This is a genomic window from Sorangiineae bacterium MSr11367 (assembly GCA_037157805.1).
GTDB classification, from domain to species: Bacteria; Myxococcota_A; Polyangia; order Polyangiales; family Polyangiaceae; genus Pendulispora; species Pendulispora rubella.
The window spans coordinates 13,336,780-13,354,191 of sequence record CP089983.1 but is presented as its reverse complement, the minus strand read 5'-3'; the positions used below and the strand labels follow the sequence as shown (position 1 = coordinate 13,354,191).

Sequence of the window (17,412 nt, the reverse complement as noted above, 5' to 3'; positions counted from 1 at the left end):
ATGAAACGACGACCCGATCAGCGGCCGATGAAAGCGCTGCCCCTGCTGGAAGCGCAGCGCGGGGCGCTCGAGAACTGCGTGTTCTGCCCGAAGTTGTGCCGGAGCGCCTGCCCGGTGTCCAACGCGGAGCCGCGCGAGACGCTCACGCCGTGGGGCAAAATGTCGATGGCCTACTTCGCCGCGCATGGCGACGTCCCGCGCGAAGCCTCCTATGCCGCCCCGGCGTGGGCCTGCACCGGATGCTACGGGTGCCGCGAGTCGTGCGATCACCGCAACGACGTGACGTCGGGACTCCACGCCGCGCGGGCGGCATGGTCCGCGTACCGGATCGCGCCCGAGGGGGCGGTGCGCACGGTGGCACGGTTCGAGGAGCACGAGGCGCGCACGCGCGCGGCGGCGGCGCGCCTGGGGAATGGACGCCATGGGGCGCGCACGGGATTGCTTGTAGGGTGCACCTATTTGCACAAGGCGGGGGACGAGGCGCGCGACGCGCTCGAGGTCGCGCGGGGCCTGGCCGGGGAAGACGTGGGCGTGGTCGACGGTTGCTGTGGAATGCCGCTGCTCATGGCCGGAGATGCACCGGGCTTCGCGCGCGTGGCGGCCGAGATGGGCGAGCGATTGCGGCGCTTCGAGCGCGTCACCGTGGTGGATGCAGGGTGCGGGGCTGCGCTGCGGATGCACTACCCGGAGATCGGCGTGCGGGTCGAGCCGAAGGTCGCGCTGCTCGTGGAGTGGGCGGCGCGGGAAGCGACGCGCTTTGCCACCTTGGGGAAGCCTGCCACCGAATCAGTGCGATGGCACGACCCCTGTAAACTGGGACGGGGGCTTGGGATCTACGAGGCTCCGCGCACGGTGCTCACGCGCATTTTGGGCGAGGCCCCCGCGGAGTTCGACACGCGGCGCGAGCGCGCCACGTGCGCAGGCGCCGGTGGGCTCTTGCCGGTGACCATGCCGGAGCCGGCGCGCATCATCGCGAAGACGCGGCTCGAGGAGCATGCGCGCGCGGGCGGCGGGCGCGTGGTCACCGGCTGCGCCTCGAGCCTGCATGCGCTGCGGCGCGCCGGAAGCGGCGATGCGGCGGTGGACGACATCGTCACGTGGATGGCGCGCAGCCTGCGGGCGGCGCAAAAGGGACCTGCGTGATTCGGAAGAGCGTCGCCCCGCCCCGCAAGACGATCGCGACACGCGTGCTCGCGTCCTTCGCGGTGACGGTGGTGGCTTTCGCCGTCACCGTGGGGTGGAGCGTGGTCGCCCAACGCCGTGCAGCGCTCGACAGCGAGGAGCTCGCACGCGGGTACCTGCCCGCGGCGCTCGCGCTGGGGCAGCTCCGCGCGAACCAGGGAACCTTGGCGGCGTTGCTCGACAGCATTCCCGACGAGCGCAATCCGCTATCCGCCCGCGAGATGCTGCGGGTTCTCTCGAATGCACGCCCGCAGGCCTTCGCCAAAGCACGCGAGGGGCTCGCCGTGGGACTCGCCGGCGTGGGGAGCCCGAGCTCGCAGGCGCTCGCCGCCTCGTTGACGGCGACCTTGGACTCCATCGAGGCGGATCTCGAGGACGACAAAGAGCAGTTCTCGCAGTTGTTTGCGGCGCTCGATTCGGGGGACAAAGATGCCATCAATCGCATCCTGGTCGAGACGGGCCCCCGCGAGCACACCGCCGAGCGGCACGTGCGCGATATCTCCGAGCGGGTGCGCGTCTCGATGGACCATATCTCCGAGGACGCGCAACGCCGCGAGCAGCGGGCCATCTACGCGCTCATCGCGCTCGCAGTGCTGACCCTGGGCGTGGGCGTCGCGGTGTCGATCCACACGCGGCGCTTGCTCGCGCCCCTGGCGCGCGTGACCGAGCGGGCCCAAGCCGTGGCCCATGGAGATCTCACGCCGCAGGAGGTGGTCCCCACCGAGGACGAGATCGGCGACCTGGCGATGGCCTTCGAGCGCATGGTCGGCGCCGTCGCGAGCGCGCAGGCGCAGGCGCTTTCCAACGAGCGCCTCGCGGCGATCGGCAAGATGGCGGCGCACGTCACACACGAGATCCGCAATCCGTTGTCCTCGATCGGTCTGAACATCGAGCTCCTGGAAGAGGAACTCGCTTCCCGCGCCGATGCCCGCGGTGAGTCGCGCGCGCTGCTCCAGGCGATTGCGCGCGAGGTGCAGCGGCTCGAGCATCTGTCCGAGGAGTACCTGCGCCTGGCGCGCCTCCCCTCCCCGCGCATGGAGGCCGAGGACATCGCCGGCGCGGTGAACGAGGTGGTGAGCTTCTCCCGCGCCGAGAACGAACGCGCCGATTGCCACGTGCGGGTCGACATCGCCGACAAGCTGCCACCGGCGTTGTTCGACGAGGCCCAAATCCGGCAAGCGCTGTTGAACCTACTGCGCAATGCGCGCGAGGCGATGCCCCAGGGCGGCAACATCGACGTGGTCGTGCGCGCCGAGGGGTTGAGCGTGGTCGTTCGGGTGAACGACCGCGGCGGTGGCATCCCCGACGAGATCCGTCCCCGCGTGTTCGATCCGTTCTTCTCGACCAAGGGCGAGGGCACCGGTCTGGGCTTGGCCATCACGCGCCAGATCGTGGTCGCCCACGGCGGCGCCATCACCGCCGAACCGCGCGATGGGGGTGGCACCAGCTTCCGCATCGCGCTTCCGATTGCACCGGCCCACGCCTCCGAGCCGCGCGGCAACCGCGGCCGGGCTCAATTGATTTCGAAATAGCGAATACGTATCTTGTCGCATTCGTCGCAGACGACGCGCGCCGACGTGATGGTGCGCCCGTCGAACAAGACGGCGCTCCACGAGCTGTCGGGAAGGGGCCCGGTGAACCGCGCACCGCAATGGCACTTGGGACCGAGGACGAGCTTTTCCGCTGCGCTGCGCGAGAGGACCCACGTGGCCGTCGCCGCGGTGTCACCATCGCCGCTGCGCCGCTCGCGGGGCTCCGCGCTACGAGGACCGCGCGACCAGCGCGTTCGCAGCCAAGAGAGCGAGCCGTGGCGAATCATGACGATGAGGCCGACGATGCCGAAGAGGGCACCGATGGCCGAAAGCAATGTCAGTGGTGTGGACGTGCCTTTGCGGGGCTTGTTCGAGGGGGTGAACGAAAAATAGGTGGCGTCGCGAATGCGGTCGACCAGGGCCATGTGCTCGGCGACCTCGTTCGGCGGGACGAAATCGCGGAGGGTGCGCACTTCGAAGTCGAGGATGGCCCTCTTGTCGTGCGTCTCGGAGCGAACCGTGAAGATGAGTGCCGAATCTTGAAAGGTGTCGTCGGGTGGATCGGGGAAACGGATCCCATCGTCCGTGTAGAGCTCGATCTGGTGATGTTCGAACGCCGGATACTCGATGCCGAGGGGCGCGTTGCGCTTGGCCGACTGGGTCGCTCCGACGATGTCGGCGATGCCGTGGGCGCGCACCGAGAAATCGCCCTCCTTCACGACCTTGAGCATCACGTAGTGCTCCCGAAGGACGACGGCGTCCTCGTCGGGCCGGTCTTCCACCGTCATCTCTTCACGCACTTCGATGGTCGGATACATGGTGGCGTATTCATCGAGGTAGCGCTTTTGAATCTTGGCCCGCGGTACTCCGGCAAGGCGATGGCGAATGGCCCGCGCGTCGGCGTCGCGGAAGGTACGCACCACGTCGAGGCGCCCGTCGGTATCGCCGAATCGAAAGGACTCGAACGTCACGACGGTGGGGTCTCGGGGAAAGGGCGCCTCGATGGTGGAGAGGGCGTTGGTGTCACGCGCCGCGACCAACGCTTTTCCGTACCGCAACGGCGCAGCCCCGAGGGGACCACGTTCCAAGGAGCGCGTCGGGTCGACCCAGATGGGTTTCCCCTCGAGGAGGATGCGCACGACGGCGTGGTTGAAGGCATACGGCGAGGGCAGCTCGTTTTCGACGTGCTCGCCGAGGACCGTGTCGACCAGGACGGCGTGGGCTTCGATGCCCAGCGCGGTGAGCAAGGCGATCAGCAGGACCGACTTGTCTTTGCAATCGCCGAATCGCTGTTTCAATACGTCGCTCGCCGGGTGGGGCCGATGCGAATTCGCCCCCATCTCGATGCCAAGGTAGCGAACGTCGTCCTGCACGAACCGCAACGCGGCAAGCGCACGCGCCGCCGGGGTGGCATGCTTTTGCGCGATGTCGTTGGCCGCCGCGGTGACCTCCACGGTGGGACGTCCGGCCTCTTCGAAAAGCGGCACGGACCACGCAGCGACGCTGCGCCACGAGTCGAACTCGCTCACGGTGAGCCTGGGGCGCTGGAAATACCAGCTTGGCGCGCCCCGCTCGTAGACGGGTTCGGGCACGTCGCGCCGCTCCCACGTGAGCTCGCGCATGCCATCGGCCGTGCGGGTAACCGGCTCGAGCGTCATCCCGGAGGTACGCGATGCGAGCGTCCGCGATGGCGGTGCGAGAATGCGCACCCGAAGGTACTCCGTGGGATGGGAGGTCGCCAGCGGCTCGATGGTGACGAAGCGTCCCCCCAAGACGGGATTCTGCCCTTCGACGGTGTAGTCGTAATCGACGACGTCACCGACGCGCAAATCGTGAATGAGCACGTGGGCCGAGCGTCGACCATTGTACACGCGCTGATCGGCCTCACTCTCCACATCGGTCACGCGAACGGTCGCCATCGTCAACGCGTCGATGCTGGCCGCACCGCGAAGGATGCTCACATGGTGCAGGGTCAGGTGCTCGTAAATCGGGTCGAATTCGATCTGCACCTGCCCGACTTCATCGACCCCCGCCGCCGAGACGATGCGCTTCACGCGGTGCGCATAGTGTTCCACACTGGCGTCCACCCGATATTGATCATCGACGACCTCGTCGATCACGCCCCCCTGCTCTGCCACCTCGTTGCCCGGCGCATGCTCCCGCCGTTCCACAGCGGACACCCATGACGGAGCCTTCGCCACAGGCACCGTACGCTCGGCATCGGCCTGCGCGTTCTGCGCGAACCCGAGAACGGCCGTAGTGACCATGAGCGCGAGGAGGAGCGGACGCCCCTGGTAGGTCGCTGGCCTGAATCGATGGTGTTCGACAAGCATCAGCGTCCGCCTTTCATTGGGGCGCAATATGAAACTGGAACGTGTACGTCACATCGACAGGAGCGCCGTCGAACATGGCAGGGCTGTAGCGTCGCGCGTAGAGGTTCTCGAGTATGGCTTTGTCCGCGATTGGATGCGAGCAAACGAAATTGCAATCGGAGATATAGCCTTCCTTGTGCAATGTGCACCGTGCGACGATGTAGAGCTCCAAACGACGGACGAGCACCTCCCTGGGAAGGATAGGCGTCGCGCTTCCAGCAATGAGCGTAGGCCGCGTCATGGGCTTGTTCGGATTGGGCGGCGCCCCCTCGGGGTGCGGCACCAACAATGGCAAGTTCGATAGCTTGGCAAAGCACTCCGGTTTGGCGCCCGGCGTCGTGACGAGGCCCGAGGTTCCCGGAAGAGGCTCGGGCAGCGGTGCGGCCGAAAGTAGCGGAGGGGCGGTTGCCGTTTCGCCTCCGCAAGCCGCGAGCGCAATGAAGACAGTGAGAGTGAAGATCCGCCGTCGGTGCATCAGCGCCCCGCCTCTCATGGGGCACTCGTAATATGAAACTGGAACGTATATGTCACATCCACCGGAGCGCCGTCATAGATGGCGGGACTGTACCGCCGCCCGTAGAGGTTCTCGAGTACCGCCTTGTCCGCGATTGGATACGAGCAAACGAAGTTGCAATCGGAGATATAGCCTTCCTTGTGCAACATGCACCGTGGGACGATGTAGAGCTCCAACGAGCGCACCATCACCTCCCTGGGAAGGATAGGCATCTCGCTTCCGGCGATGAGCCTAGGCGGCGTCACGGGCTTATTCGGATTCGGCAGCTCACCGTCGGCGCGCGGCACAAGCTTTGGCAAATTGGATAGCTTGGCAAAGCACTCCGGTTTGACCCCCCGCCTCGTGACGAGGCCCGAGGTTCCCGGAAGGGGCTCGGGCAGCGGTTCGGCCGTTGCCGAGGGCGGGACGCGCTCCCATCGAAGTACATACAGGGTGGGCGGGGGGGCGGTTCCCGTTTCTCCCGCGCAGGCGGCCAGCGGGAGGAGAACGGCGAGAATGCGGGCGGCGCGTTTCATGGTCCGAGAAGGCGGTAGGTGAAGGTGGAGACGAGTTCGATGGGGCGGCCTCGATAGGTCGCGGGCACGTAACGCTGGGTGCTCAGCTTTTCGAGGACGAGCGCATCGTAGCCAGGATGAGAGCAGATCATGGTGCAGTCCGAGGCGGTGCCGTCGGTGTGGATGGTGCAGCGGGCGGCGAGGTAGACGGGGCCCTCGGGTAGCGCGGCAGGAAGCGTCGACTTCATCACGCGCGTAAGGGCGGGGACCTCACGCGGCGGCGTGATCTCGTTTGCAGGAATCTCCTCGCCCGACTCGGTTCGAGGCTCTGGGTGCGGGGGCGCATTGGCCAAGCACGCCCAAGGGCGCGTCGAAGGGGGCGGGGCGGTGGCGGTTTCTCCGGCGCACGCGGCCGACGCGGCAGCGAAAGCCAAGGCGGCGGCGACGCGGTGGCTCGATTTTTCGGTTCCCATGGCCCTTGGCGTCTTATTCGGCACGGCGTGCGGGGCGGTTGCGCGAAATCGTGTGGCGCCGGGTCGTGCCTACGTAGGTGCTCGTGCGACAGGGCGGTGTCGGCGATGGACGCGGGGCGCGTGGCTCGCTAAGTAGGGGCCATGCGACCCGATGCTCGTGCGCTCGATGCGCTTCGCCCCGTGGAAATGGTTCTCGGTTTTCATCGTCCTTCGGAAGGGTCGGTGCTCTACCGCGCGGGGGGCACGATTGTGCTGTGCACGGCCTCGGTCGAGCCGAAGGTGCCCGCTTTTCTCGAGGGCAAAGGCAAAGGATGGCTCACGGCCGAGTACCAGATGCACCCGCGCGCCAATCCGCCGCGGCGCGAAAACCGCGATGGACGCGGCAAGGCGCCGAGCGGAAGGACGCAGGAGATTCAGCGCCTGGTCGGGCGAGCCCTGCGTGCGGCCGTCCTTCTAGAGAAACTCGGCGAGCTGACCATCACCGTCGACTGCGACGTGCTCGAGGCCGACGGCGGCACGCGCACCGCCTCCGTCACGGGTGGATTCGTGGCGCTGGCACTGGCCGTCGCCAAGTTGCGCGAGCGCGGAACCTTGAGCGGCCCCGTTTTGCGCGAACCGGTGGCGGCGACCAGCGTGGGGTTGCTCAAGAATGACCAGCTCGCGCTCGACCTGATGTACCTCGAGGACTCCGCCGCGGAGGTCGACCTCAATGTCGTGGCCACCGCGTCGGGCGCGATCATCGAGGTGCAAGGGACCGCCGAGGGTGCACCGGCACCGCGGGCGCGCATCGATGCGATGCTCGACATGGCGCTCACCGGCGTGGCCGAGCTCACGCGGCTGCAGCGTGCGGCACTGGCCGGCGCGGGTGTTTCGCTCGATGCGTTGATCGTGGGCGGCCGGTGAGGCCGTGAAGCACACGCTCGTCTTGGCAACCCACAATCGCAACAAGGTGGAAGAGCTCCGCGGGCTTCTGGCGGGGCTTCCGCTCGACATTGTTGCGCTACCCGACGTGCTGCCGCAGGCGCTGCCCGTCGTGGAAGACGGGCGGACCTTCGTCGAGAACGCGGTGAAGAAGGCGCGCGCGGCGGCGCATGCCACGATGATGCTGGCCCTTGCCGACGACTCGGGGTTGGAGGTCGATGCGCTCGACGGACGACCCGGCGTGTATTCCGCACGCTTCGCGCATGAGCGCGCGACCGACTCGGAGAACAATGCGGCGTTGCTCGACGAGCTGGAGGCGCTGGGCGATCCGGTGTCGGCCGCGCAAAACAAGAGCTACGTGGCGCGCTTTCGGTGTGCGCTGGCGTTGGTGGACCCGTTTGCGAAAGATGGGGAGCCGAAGGTGGTCGAGGGAGCCTGCGAAGGGCGAATCACCAGCATCCCGCGCGGGTCGGGCGGGTTCGGCTACGATCCCCTGTTCGTGCTCGCCGGCATGGACAAGACGATGGCCGAGCTCACCGAGGACGAGAAGAATCGGGTGAGCCATCGGTCGAAGGCGTTTGCAGCGATGCGACCCGTGATTTCGGAGCTGATCGTCGCGCGCGAGCAGCAAATTCGCGGAATTTGCGAGTAAACCGCGGAGCCTTAACGGCGGATGCCGGCGGTGGCGAAGGTGGCCATGGAGAGTTGGAGTTCGACGGCGGTGCGAACGAGATCGACGGCGAGAACCGCGCCGGTGCCTTCGCCGAGGCGCATGCCGAGGTCGAGGAGGGGCGTTTTGCCGAGGGCGGCGGTGGCCAGGGACGCGCCTTTCTCCGCGGAGACGTGGGACGCGAGAAGGTAGGGCGTGACCCCAGCGTCGAATGCGGCGGCAACGACGGCGGAGACGGTGGCGAGAAAACCATCGAGGACGACGGGGATGCGGCGGCGGGCGGCGGCGAGAAGGAAGCCCGCCATGGCCGCGAGCTCCAGGCCACCGACGGCGGCAAGGACGCCGAGGGGATCGGCGGCATCGGGCGCGTGAAGGCGCAGGGCCGCCTCGACGATGGAGACTTTGTGAAGGCGGGTCGAATCGGAGATGCCGGTTCCCACGCCGACGGCATCCGAGGGTGACGCGCCGGTGAAGGCACAGAGAAGCGCCGCGGCGGACGTGGTGTTGCCGATGCCGACTTCACCGACCGCGAGCAGCTGGTAGTCGTCGGAGGCGGCACGATGGGCGAGCTGCTCGCCCACGTCCATGGCCTCGCGCGCCTGGGCGCGTGTCATCGCGGGCTCGCGGGCGAAATTGGCCGTGCCCGCACGCACGGACGCGCGGTGCAATGCAAAGAGCGGGTTCGTGGGGACGGCGGAGAGATCGCCCGAGACACCGACGTCGACGAGCGAAAGGTGAATATCGAGACGGTGGGCCATCACGCTGATGGCGGCGCCGCCGGCCATGATGTTCGCGACCATGCCGGCGGTCACCGAGGAGGGGTAGGCGCTCACACCTTCGACGGTGACGCCGTGGTCGGCGCAGAAGACGGCGACCAGTGGGCGTTCGGGACGGGGCGGGGGAAAGCGGCCGTGGGCGCCGGCGTACCAGGCGGCGATTTCTTCGAGGCGGCCAAGGCTGCCGTGGGGCTTGGTGAGGAGAAGCTGGTGTTCGAGGGATGCGCGCTGGGCGACTTCGCAGAAAGGGGGGATGCTGAGGCCTTCCCTTTCCCTTTCCTTCCCCAACCCTCCCTCTGCGTTGAAAGTCGGCCGCGGCAAGCCGCGGACCTCCGAGGGGGAGGGAGCTGGAACGGCGGGGTCCGAGGAGGGCCAGCGGTCGCGGTGGATGACGGAGGCGCGGCGGGGGCGCCAGCCGTTTTCCTCGAGGAGCGGGCGCTCGCGGAATTCTTCGGCGTGGCCGACGCAGAGGTAGGCGATGGGCTCGACACCGCGCGGAAGGGCGAGCTCTTCGCGCAAGACGGAGGGCTCGACGATGCTGACCCAACCAATGCCGATGCCCTCGGCCCGTGCGGCGAGCCAGAGATTCTGCACGGCGCAGCACACGCTCGCGCGCACCGATTCGGGTTGCACGGTCGTGCCGAGGATCGCTTCGTCGCGCGGACGCAGGTCGGCGAGCACGCAGACGTTGAGCGTCGATTCTTCGATGCCCTCGAGCTTGAACTCCAGGTACGTCTCCCGGCGGTCCGCGGGAAAGCGCGTGGCCTCCGCCTCGCGGCAGCGGAGAAAACTCTGACGGATGCGCGCGCGAATCGCAGGGTCGCGAAGGACGATGAAGGCCCAGGGCTGCGAAAAGCCCACGCTCGGCGCAAGCTCCGCGGCACCGAGGATGCGCGCGAGCACGTCGTCGTCGATGTCGCCGGGACGGAAATGACGAATGTCGCGACGCAGCTCCATGATGCGGTACAGGGCCGCACGTGCGTCTTCGTCGAAGCGCACCGGAATCATGATTGAACCAGCTTCTCGAGAAGGTCCATGTTCACGTGCTGGCGAACCACGTCGGCGAGGCGGTCGTACTCGTCCCTCGGTCCGACGGTGGTCTCGGGCGGCGGGGCGGAAAGGCCTTTCGCGCGGCGAAGATGCGTCAACAAGGTGCGGCGCACGGAGGCATTCTCGAAGAGACCGTGAATCATCGTGCCCACGACGGTGCCGTCCTCGGAGACGTCGCCATCGAGCTCGTGAACTTCGGCGCCGTTGCGCGCGAGGATGCGAAAGCTCGACGAGGCATGGGCGTGCCGTTCGAGGCGCCCCATGTGAATCTCGTAGCCGAAGAGCGTCTCCTCGGCGGCCGCCGCGTCGGTGAGAAAGCTCGCGCGGGCACTGCGGGCGCGCACTTGGCATGTGCGCTTTTCCGGCCCGAACCGCGTCTGGAACGCGAGCAGCCCCAGCCCGGGTGCAAACTGCTGCGTGGACTCCACACCGTGCGGATCCTCGATGCTCTCGCCGAGCATCTGGCAGCCGCCGCAGATGCCCAGCACCGGCAGGGCGCGGGATGCACGGGCGGCGATGGCGTCGGCGAAACCCGTCGCGTGCAGCCATTCGAGATCGGCCATGGTGGCCTTGGTCCCGGGCAAAATGACCAAATCGGCGCCTTCGATGGCGTCCGCGTGCTCCACGAAGCGCACCACGACGTCGGGCTCGTATTCGAGCGGCTGAAAGTCGTCGTAGTTCGAGATGCGCGGAAGGCGCACCACGGCAATGTCGATCTGGTTCGCCGCTGCCCGCGGCCGCCCGCGCCGCTCCTCCAGCGAGACGGAGTCCTCGTCGGCCACGCGAAGCTGTTTCACGTAGGGCAGCACCCCCAGCACCGGCACCTGGGTGCGATCCTCGAGAAAGCGCAGGCCGGGCTCGAGAAGCTTCACATCGCCGCGAAACTTGTTCACCAGGAACGCCCCGACGCGGGCGCGCTCGTGCGGCTCGAGCAACTCCATGGTCCCGACGAAGGCCGCGAAGACGCCTCCACGGTCGATGTCACCGACCAGGACCACCGGCGCTTCGGCGATATGTGCAACATACATGTTCACGATGTCGCGATCCTTGAGGTTGATCTCGGCCGGACTGCCCGCGCCCTCGATGATGACCAGGTCGTGCGTGGCGCGCAGCCGGTCGAGCGAGGCGTGGACCATCGTGCGGAGCTCGGGCTTGCGCATGTGGTACTCGGCGGCGCCCAAGCTGCCGATGCTCTTGCCCAGCACGATGACCTGCGAGCGGGCGTCGCCCTCGGGCTTGAGCAGGATGGGGTTCATATCCACGGTGGGCACCACGCGCGCGGCCTCGGCCTGCACCGCCTGGGCGCGGCCGATTTCGCCGCCGTCGGGCGTGACGAAGGCGTTGAGCGCCATGTTTTGCGACTTGAAGGGCGCAACGCGAAGGCCCCGCTGCCGAAAGAGCCGGCAGAGCGCCGCACAGACGATGCTCTTTCCGACGGAGGAGGCGGTTCCTTGAATCATCAGGGTGCGGGCGGTCATGGGCGAAGCTCTTGGCGAAGGGCGGAGACGAGCAGTTCCGCATCGGGTTGCGGGCGGGCGGCCAGGCGGATGTGCCCGGGCAACCCGAAGGAGGTGGCATCGCGCACCAGGACGGCATGCCGCTCGAGCAAGGTGCGGCGCAATGGCGTGGCGAGGCGGCGGCCCCCGAGATCGACGAGCACGTAGACGGTGTCGCTCGGATGCGTGCGCACGTCGAGGTGGTGAAGCCGGGCTTCGAGCGCAGCGCGATCCTGGAGAAGCCGAACGCGGCTCTCGTCGACGAAGCGGCGCGCCTCGGGCTCGAAGGCGGCAAGGATCGCGGCTTGCGCGGGCGCGCCGATCGACCATGGCGGCCGCTCGGCCTCCATGCGCGCGACCAGAGACTCGGGGGCCGCGGCGTAACCAATGCGCAGGCCCGGCAGCGCATGATCCTTCGTGAGCGAGCAGACCCACGCGATGCGGCGCGAACGGCGCACGGCGGCGTGGTGCGTGCTGAGCGAGAGGAACGAGACGTCGCACACGAACAAGGTGTCCGGGTGGCGCTCGGCCAGGTCTTCGAGGGCCTCGAAGGGCGTGAAAACGCCCACGGGATTGGAGGGGGTGCAGACGTAAACGAGCCGCGGGCGGGCATCGCGAAGCTGCGCATCGAGCGCGGTGATGTCGATGGCGAAGTCGTCGCACGGGGAGGTCCGGTGCTCGAGGATGCGTGCCCCGGCCTGCATGGCCGCACGCTGCATTTCGGAGAAGGTCGGCTCGACGGCCAGGGCGAGGTCGCCGGGGCGCAGCCACGTGCGGGCGAGGAGCCAGAGGAGATCGACGGCGCCGTTTCCGAGGATGATCCGGCCCTCGGGTTCGTCGAGGCGGGCTGCGAGCGCACGGCGCGTGGGTGCCGCTGAAGGGTCCGGGTAACGGTCCAGCGGAGCCTCGGCGATGGCGCGCACCACGCTCGGGCATGGTCCATAGGGATTGACGTTGACGCTGAAGTCGAGCACGTCGCCGGCGCGCAGACCGAGTGCGGCCAGCTCGTCGTCGACGGGACCACCGTGCGCGGGGCTATCCATGGAGGTACCTGCTCAAGAGTGCGCTGGTGACGAGAGAACCGAACGCCGCCAACGAGGCGATGCGCCATGCCGCGGTGATGTGCGACGGCGCGAGGGCGTGCACGGCGTCGCCCAGGGCGTAGTGACCGGCCTTGGTGAGGCGCACGCCGAGCAGCCCGGCCATGGTGGCCATGGGCCAGCCCGCGTTGGGGCTCTCGGTGCGGGAGCCATCGCGTCGGAGGATGGCGATGCCGCGCCCCACGCGCGCTCCGGTGAGTGCGCCGGCGAGCAGCAAGAGCCACGCGGTGAAGCGGGCGGGCACGAGGTTCGCGAGATCGTCGAGGCGCGCAGCGGCTTTTCCGGCGTATTCGAGGTGCCCGTGGTAGCCCATCATCGCGTCGAGCGTGTTGACGGCGCGGTAGAAGACCGCGCCCTCCAAGCCGAAACACGCGAAGAAGAGCAGCGGTGCGACGACGCTGTCGGAGATGTTCTCCGCGATGGACTCGACGGTCGCGGCGACGAGGGCCTCGTGCTCCAGGTCGTCCGCCTTGCGGCTGCAAAGGCTGCCCAGGCCGCGGCGCGCCGATGCGAGATCCCCGCGCTCCAGGGCGTCGCGCACGGCGTAGGCGGCATCGCGCAGTGCGCGTACGGCGAACATCGGCTTGAGCAAGAGCGCGGTGCCCACGGCCCCGAGCCAGGTGGAGGGCCCGAGCGCGCCGACGAGGACGTGGGCCGCGACGGCAAAGGCCGCAGGGATGGCCAACGCCACGACGGCCCCGCGGGCGAGCTGGCCCCAGCGACCCGCGCGCGTTTCATCCGAGCCCAACGCCCAGCGGCGCGCGCGGGTGATGACGCTGCCCATCCACGCCACCGGGTGGAGCCGGTTCGGCGGCTCACCGAAGGCGCTGTCCAAGGCATACGCCGCCGCGAGCGCGAGGGGCGCCATCATGGCTCCGCGAGCTCCACGGGCCCAGGGCGCAGACGCAACACCATGCCGAGCGCGGCGAGGTACACCTCCGAGGCGGAGCGTGCGAGCCGCTGGTGGGCGCGCCCGCTGATGTCGCGGAAGGCGCGCCCGAGCGGCGTTTCGGGAACGAGGCCCATGCCCACTTCATTGGTCACGAGCCAGGTGTGAAACGGAGCCGACGCGAGAACCTCCGCCAATGCGTCCACGCGGCGCTCGATGGCCTCGTGGGGCAGATCGGCCAGGAGCAGATTCGAGAGCCACAGCGTGAGGCAATCGACGACGACCACGTCGGGCCGTGTGGGGGGGAGGGCCAATCGTCGCATCACCTCGTCGAGATCGTGCGGGGCCTCCAACGTCGTGAAGTCGCTCCCGCGCTCGGCGATGTGTCGGTCGATGCGCGCCCGCATCTCGTCGTCGAAGGCCTGCGCGGTGGCGATGAAGATCCGCTCCGGTCCGCGCTGGAGCGCGCGACGAAGTGCAAACGCGCTCTTGCCGGAGCGGGCGCCGCCTCCGATGAGGGAAAAGCTCATCGCATGGCCTCGTTCCAGCGGCGTACGCCCTCGACGATGGCGCTTTCGACGGCGCCTCCCACGACGGAGCCAATGGCCGTGTGCTTGCCAGCGTACGGCGCGCCGCGCCCGTTGGAGCGCGCGCAGGCCACCACGGTGCAGTCGGTGCCCGTCCCCGTCGCGGGGCGATCGCTCAACCGGCTGCGGACGCCCGCTTCCAGGACGGCCGCACACTTGGCCTCCGTCGCGATGGCGCTGGCCTCGAGCAAGGCTTCGTCGGTGAGCGGCGTGTCGACGTAGACCATCGTGTTGATGGTGCCGACGCGGCACGCGAGCCAGGGCGGATCGCCAGCGCGAAGGGCGTTGCCCAGGCCGACGGTGGCCAGGCACCGCGCGGTCACGCCGCCGTGTTCGGCCGTGCAATCGATGTATTGTGCAATATTGGCGCTGGTGAGGAGGCCGACGGCGAAATGGAGGCCGCGCGCGTGAAGGCGCTCGGTGAGCATGCGGGCGGGGTCGACGGAGGGGCGAAGATCGCCATTGCGCACCTCGAGCCAGGCGACGTGCTGCACGTCCACGAAGCCACCGCCAACGATGGCCCAACTGCAGGCGCGCACGGTCTCGGGAAACGATGCAATGAGCCAGCGATCGCGCACGGTGAGGGTGAGCGTCACCTCCGGGGAAGCGCCGAGGCATCGGGCCGGGGAATTCATGGCGTGCGCGCCTTCCGATGCGAGGCGCAGCTTTCGACGAAGGATGCGGCGATGCGCGGGTTGGAGGCCCAGTGCGCGTGGACGTACGACGCGACCACGTTGCCGATGCGAAAGCCTTCGCGCGTGGTCTCGTCGCCTCTCCGACGGCGGAGAGAATACACGCGCTCGATGCTCGGCGGTGGCTCGGGGTCGAGCTCGGAGTAGCGAAATTGGTGACCGCGGAAGCGGGAGCCGGCGCCGCCGAGGATGGTCTTCGTTTGCGTTTCGACTTCCACGTACCCCAGGGCCTGCAGCTTGCCGCACATGCGGGCCTCGGTTGGAACGAGGCCCACCATGGGGTGGCGATGGCCGTCGGTGGTGACGATGGCCTGCGTGAGGTACATGAGCCCTCCGCATTCGGCGTAGATGGGGCCTCCGGCCTGGGCAAAGGCGGCGATGGCTCCGCGCATGGCGGCATTGGCCGAGAGGGCCGCGGCGTGGACTTCGGGGTAGCCTCCGCCGAGGTAAACGCCGTCGGCATCCGGCAAAGCGGTCTCGCTCACCGGAGAGAACGGGACGAGTTCGGCGCCAAGCGACTCGAGGCGGCGAAGGTTGTCGGCGTAGTAGAAGTGGAAGGCGGCATCGCGCGCGATGGCGATGCGGGGACCGGCGCTCGCGCCCACCCTCGCCGCCCCTCCCCCACGAATCTCTGATTCTATCGTCAAACTGGGAGCACTCGTCGCGAGCGCCAGAAGCGCGTCGAGGGAGAACCACTCGGAGGCCTGTTCGGCCCAGTGATCCAAGAGGGAGGACGGCAGGGAGCTGTCGTCGGCGGTGCGGAGGCCGAGGTGGCGTTCGGCGAAGGCGTGCTCGGGATCGCGGGGAAAGCCGCCCAGGATGGGGGGTGTGCGCAGGGCCCGGCGCAGAAGATCGAGGTGCCCGCGGCTGCCGACCCGATTGGCGACGGCGGCGGCGACGTGCAGCTTCGGATCGAACGACGCGTAGCCGCCCACGAGTGCGGCGATGCTGCGGGCCATTCCGCCGGCGTCGACCACGAGGACCACCGGGGCGTCGAGCCACTTGGCGATTTCGGCGGTGGAGCCTTCCTCGCCCGTGGGGCTGGCGCCATCGTAGAGGCCCATCACGCCTTCGATGAGCGAGATGTCCGCGTCGCGCGCAGCGTGGGCGAAGGTTGCGCGTACCGCATCGTGGCCCATCATCCAGCCATCGAGGTTCTGGGAAGGCGCGTCGATGGCCCGCGCGTGGTACGTCGGATCGAGGTAGTCGGGCCCGCACTTGAAGAGCGCCACCCGAAGACCGCGCGCGCGCAGGGCACGCGCCAACGCCACGGTCACGGTGGTCTTGCCCACGCCACTCGACGTGCCGGCGATCACGAGGCGCGGAAATGCAAGGTCGCTCATGTCAGAAGTCCACGCCAATCTGCGCCTTCACGCCCGCGGTGAACGGATGCTTCACGGCGACCATCTCACTCACCAGGTCGGCCATCTCGAGCAGCGCCTCGGGGGCGTTGCGTCCGGTGATCACCACGTGCACGTGCGCGGGGCGCGTGCGCAAAGCCTCGAGCACCTCCTCCAGCGGCAGGAAGTCGTAATGGAACGTGTACGTGAGCTCGTCGAGCACCACCAGATCGCGTTCGCCCGAGGCGATTTCCTCCCGCGCCGTTTCCCACGCCGCGCGCGCCGCGGCCTTGTCGCGCGCGAGGTCGTCGCTTTCCCAGGTGAAGCCGAGGCCCATCACGTGAAACCGCAGTTGGGGCAGGGTCTCGGCAAAGAGGCGCTCACCGGTTTTCCATTTGCCCTTGATGAACTGCACCACCGTCACGCGAAGGCCGCGCCCCAGGGCGCGAAAGACCATGCCCAAGGCCGCCGTGGTCTTGCCCTTGCCGTGCCCGGTGTAGACCACGAGCAGGCCACGCGGCGGTTGTTTTTGCTCCGTCACGAGGTACCTCCGCTAGTAGGGCGCACGGCACGGCGAAAGCGGTGGCTGAACTCGGGATCGTAGAGTTTCGAATTGGCGAAGTGCGTGGCCGTGAGCACGTGCCCCACGAGGATCATCGATTGCGACTTGATGCCGGCCGCACGCACCTTCTCGCGAATGTCGGAGAGGGTGCCTCGCACGATCTGCTGATCGGGGCAGCTGGCCTTGTGCACCACAGCCACCGGGCAGTCGGCGCCGTAGGAGGGGATCAGCGACTCGGTCACGTCGCGCAGTAGGGTGATGCTCAAGAAGAGGCACAGCGTGGCGCGGTGGGCCGCGAGCTCCTGGAGCTTCTCGCGATCGGGCATGGGGGTGCGCCCTTCGGCGCGCGTGAGGATTACAGTTTGCGAGAGCTCCGGCAGGGTGAGCTCGCGCCCCAAGGCCGCCGCCGCCGCGGTGAACGAGGAGACCCCAGGGATGATCTCGTAGGCGATGCCAAGTTCCTCCATCTTGCGCATCTGTTCGGCGGTGGAGCCGAAGATGGCCGGATCGCCCGTGTGCACGCGCGCCACGTCATGACCGGCGTCGCGGGCTTCGACGATGACCTCGAGGATCTGGTCGAGGGTCATGCCCGAGGAATCGAGCACCTTGGCCTCGGGGCCCGCCATGGCGACGACCTCCTTGGGCACGAGGGAGCCCGTGTACAAGACCACGGGGCACCGCGCGATGAGCTCTGCGCCGCGAAGGGTGATGAGCTTGGGATCGCCGGGGCCGGCACCAATGATGTAAACGCGCATGGCTAGG

At 68.3% G+C, this 17,412-nt stretch carries 17 protein-coding genes; 4 read left to right on the top strand and 13 right to left on the bottom strand.

Features of this window, described 5'->3' with window-relative positions; genetic code table 11:
• Both LVJ94_52085 and LVJ94_52080 read left to right on the top strand, forming a co-directional pair.
• Entirely contained in the window at positions 1-1,143 is a 1,143-nt protein-coding gene (locus LVJ94_52085; GenBank protein WXB05424.1) for a (Fe-S)-binding protein, read from the top strand.
• Entirely contained in the window at positions 1,140-2,714 is a 1,575-nt protein-coding gene (locus LVJ94_52080; protein ID WXB05423.1) for an ATP-binding protein, read from the top strand. Before LVJ94_52085 ends, LVJ94_52080 begins: the two co-directional genes overlap by 4 nt.
• Here LVJ94_52080 and LVJ94_52075 read toward each other — a convergent pair.
• Genes LVJ94_52075 through LVJ94_52060 form a run of 4 tightly spaced genes read right to left on the bottom strand, consistent with a single transcriptional unit; the run spans position 2,696 to position 6,567 of the window.
• Positions 2,696-5,047, bottom strand: a complete 2,352-nt coding sequence (locus tag LVJ94_52075) for a DUF3857 domain-containing protein (protein ID WXB05422.1) — start codon at positions 5,045-5,047, stop codon at positions 2,696-2,698. The genes LVJ94_52080 and LVJ94_52075 overlap by 19 nt on opposite strands.
• A gap of 13 nt (positions 5,048-5,060) precedes the next feature.
• Positions 5,061-5,579 (bottom strand): energy transducer TonB, encoded by a 519-nt coding sequence (locus LVJ94_52070; GenBank protein WXB05421.1) that lies wholly within the window; start codon positions 5,577-5,579, stop codon positions 5,061-5,063.
• Positions 5,576-6,115 carry an energy transducer TonB gene (locus tag LVJ94_52065; protein WXB05420.1) on the bottom strand — a complete coding sequence of 180 codons (540 nt, stop codon included), beginning with the start codon at positions 6,113-6,115 and terminating at the stop codon, positions 5,576-5,578. Before LVJ94_52065 ends, LVJ94_52070 begins: the two co-directional genes overlap by 4 nt.
• Entirely contained in the window at positions 6,112-6,567 is a 456-nt protein-coding gene (locus LVJ94_52060; GenBank protein WXB05419.1) for an energy transducer TonB, read from the bottom strand. The genes LVJ94_52065 and LVJ94_52060 overlap by 4 nt, the downstream gene beginning before the upstream one ends.
• A gap of 141 nt (positions 6,568-6,708) precedes the next feature.
• On the opposite strand from LVJ94_52060, the gene rph reads away from it, so the two are divergent.
• On the top strand, positions 6,709-7,470 hold the full coding sequence (gene rph, locus LVJ94_52055; GenBank protein ID WXB05418.1) for a ribonuclease PH: 762 nt from the start codon (positions 6,709-6,711) through the stop codon (positions 7,468-7,470).
• Positions 7,471-7,474: 4 nt separating this feature from the next.
• Entirely contained in the window at positions 7,475-8,140 is a 666-nt protein-coding gene (gene rdgB / locus LVJ94_52050) for an RdgB/HAM1 family non-canonical purine NTP pyrophosphatase (protein ID WXB05417.1), read from the top strand.
• A gap of 11 nt (positions 8,141-8,151) precedes the next feature.
• Here rdgB and cobT read toward each other — a convergent pair whose 3' ends face one another.
• Genes cobT through cobM form a run of 9 tightly spaced genes read right to left on the bottom strand, consistent with a single transcriptional unit; the run spans position 8,152 to position 17,405 of the window.
• Positions 8,152-9,942, bottom strand: coding sequence for a nicotinate-nucleotide--dimethylbenzimidazole phosphoribosyltransferase (gene cobT, locus LVJ94_52045; GenBank protein ID WXB05416.1), 1,791 nt, complete (start codon positions 9,940-9,942; stop codon positions 8,152-8,154).
• Positions 9,939-11,462 (bottom strand): cobyric acid synthase, encoded by a 1,524-nt coding sequence (locus LVJ94_52040; protein ID WXB05415.1) that lies wholly within the window; start codon positions 11,460-11,462, stop codon positions 9,939-9,941. Before LVJ94_52040 ends, cobT begins: the two co-directional genes overlap by 4 nt.
• Entirely contained in the window at positions 11,459-12,523 is a 1,065-nt protein-coding gene (locus LVJ94_52035; protein ID WXB05414.1) for a histidinol-phosphate aminotransferase family protein, read from the bottom strand. The genes LVJ94_52040 and LVJ94_52035 overlap by 4 nt, the downstream gene beginning before the upstream one ends.
• The gene (cbiB, locus tag LVJ94_52030; protein WXB05413.1) at positions 12,516-13,451 is read right to left on the bottom strand and encodes an adenosylcobinamide-phosphate synthase CbiB; all 936 of its coding nucleotides are present in this window, start codon (positions 13,449-13,451) and stop codon (positions 12,516-12,518) included. Before cbiB ends, LVJ94_52035 begins: the two co-directional genes overlap by 8 nt.
• Entirely contained in the window at positions 13,448-13,999 is a 552-nt protein-coding gene (cobU, locus tag LVJ94_52025; protein ID WXB05412.1) for a bifunctional adenosylcobinamide kinase/adenosylcobinamide-phosphate guanylyltransferase, read from the bottom strand. The genes cbiB and cobU overlap by 4 nt, the downstream gene beginning before the upstream one ends.
• Positions 13,996-14,691 carry an adenosylcobinamide amidohydrolase gene (locus LVJ94_52020; protein WXB05411.1) on the bottom strand — a complete coding sequence of 232 codons (696 nt, stop codon included), beginning with the start codon at positions 14,689-14,691 and terminating at the stop codon, positions 13,996-13,998. The genes cobU and LVJ94_52020 overlap by 4 nt, the downstream gene beginning before the upstream one ends.
• A complete protein-coding gene (locus LVJ94_52015; protein WXB05410.1) occupies positions 14,688-16,091 on the bottom strand; it encodes a cobyrinate a,c-diamide synthase in 1,404 nt (467 codons plus the stop codon). Before LVJ94_52015 ends, LVJ94_52020 begins: the two co-directional genes overlap by 4 nt.
• Before the next feature lies 1 nt (position 16,092).
• Positions 16,093-16,629: a cob(I)yrinic acid a,c-diamide adenosyltransferase gene (gene cobO / locus LVJ94_52010; GenBank protein WXB05409.1), complete on the bottom strand. Its 537-nt coding sequence runs from the start codon at positions 16,627-16,629 to the stop codon at positions 16,093-16,095.
• Complete coding sequence (gene cobM / locus LVJ94_52005; protein WXB05408.1) at positions 16,626-17,405, bottom strand: precorrin-4 C(11)-methyltransferase; 780 nt, start codon at positions 17,403-17,405, stop codon at positions 16,626-16,628. Before cobM ends, cobO begins: the two co-directional genes overlap by 4 nt.
• Positions 17,406-17,412 lie beyond the last annotated feature (7 nt).

Excerpts from the sequence above, each read along its gene's own strand:
- LVJ94_52085 (WXB05424.1), top strand. The coding sequence starts at position 1 with ATGAAACGACGACCCGATCAGCGGCCGATGAAAGCGCTGCCCCTGCTG.
- LVJ94_52075 (WXB05422.1), bottom strand. The coding sequence starts at position 5,047 with ATGCTTGTCGAACACCATCGATTCAGGCCAGCGACCTACCAGGGGCGT.
- LVJ94_52070 (WXB05421.1), bottom strand. The coding sequence starts at position 5,579 with ATGAGAGGCGGGGCGCTGATGCACCGACGGCGGATCTTCACTCTCACT.
- LVJ94_52065 (WXB05420.1), bottom strand. The coding sequence starts at position 6,115 with ATGAAACGCGCCGCCCGCATTCTCGCCGTTCTCCTCCCGCTGGCCGCC.
- LVJ94_52060 (WXB05419.1), bottom strand. The coding sequence starts at position 6,567 with ATGGGAACCGAAAAATCGAGCCACCGCGTCGCCGCCGCCTTGGCTTTC.
- rph (WXB05418.1), top strand. The coding sequence starts at position 6,709 with ATGCGACCCGATGCTCGTGCGCTCGATGCGCTTCGCCCCGTGGAAATG.
- cobT (WXB05416.1), bottom strand. The coding sequence starts at position 9,942 with ATGATTCCGGTGCGCTTCGACGAAGACGCACGTGCGGCCCTGTACCGC.
- LVJ94_52040 (WXB05415.1), bottom strand. The coding sequence starts at position 11,462 with ATGACCGCCCGCACCCTGATGATTCAAGGAACCGCCTCCTCCGTCGGA.
- LVJ94_52035 (WXB05414.1), bottom strand. The coding sequence starts at position 12,523 with ATGGATAGCCCCGCGCACGGTGGTCCCGTCGACGACGAGCTGGCCGCA.
- cbiB (WXB05413.1), bottom strand. The coding sequence starts at position 13,451 with ATGATGGCGCCCCTCGCGCTCGCGGCGGCGTATGCCTTGGACAGCGCC.
- cobU (WXB05412.1), bottom strand. The coding sequence starts at position 13,999 with ATGAGCTTTTCCCTCATCGGAGGCGGCGCCCGCTCCGGCAAGAGCGCG.
- LVJ94_52020 (WXB05411.1), bottom strand. The coding sequence starts at position 14,691 with ATGAATTCCCCGGCCCGATGCCTCGGCGCTTCCCCGGAGGTGACGCTC.
- LVJ94_52015 (WXB05410.1), bottom strand. The coding sequence starts at position 16,091 with ATGAGCGACCTTGCATTTCCGCGCCTCGTGATCGCCGGCACGTCGAGT.
- cobM (WXB05408.1), bottom strand. The coding sequence starts at position 17,405 with ATGCGCGTTTACATCATTGGTGCCGGCCCCGGCGATCCCAAGCTCATC.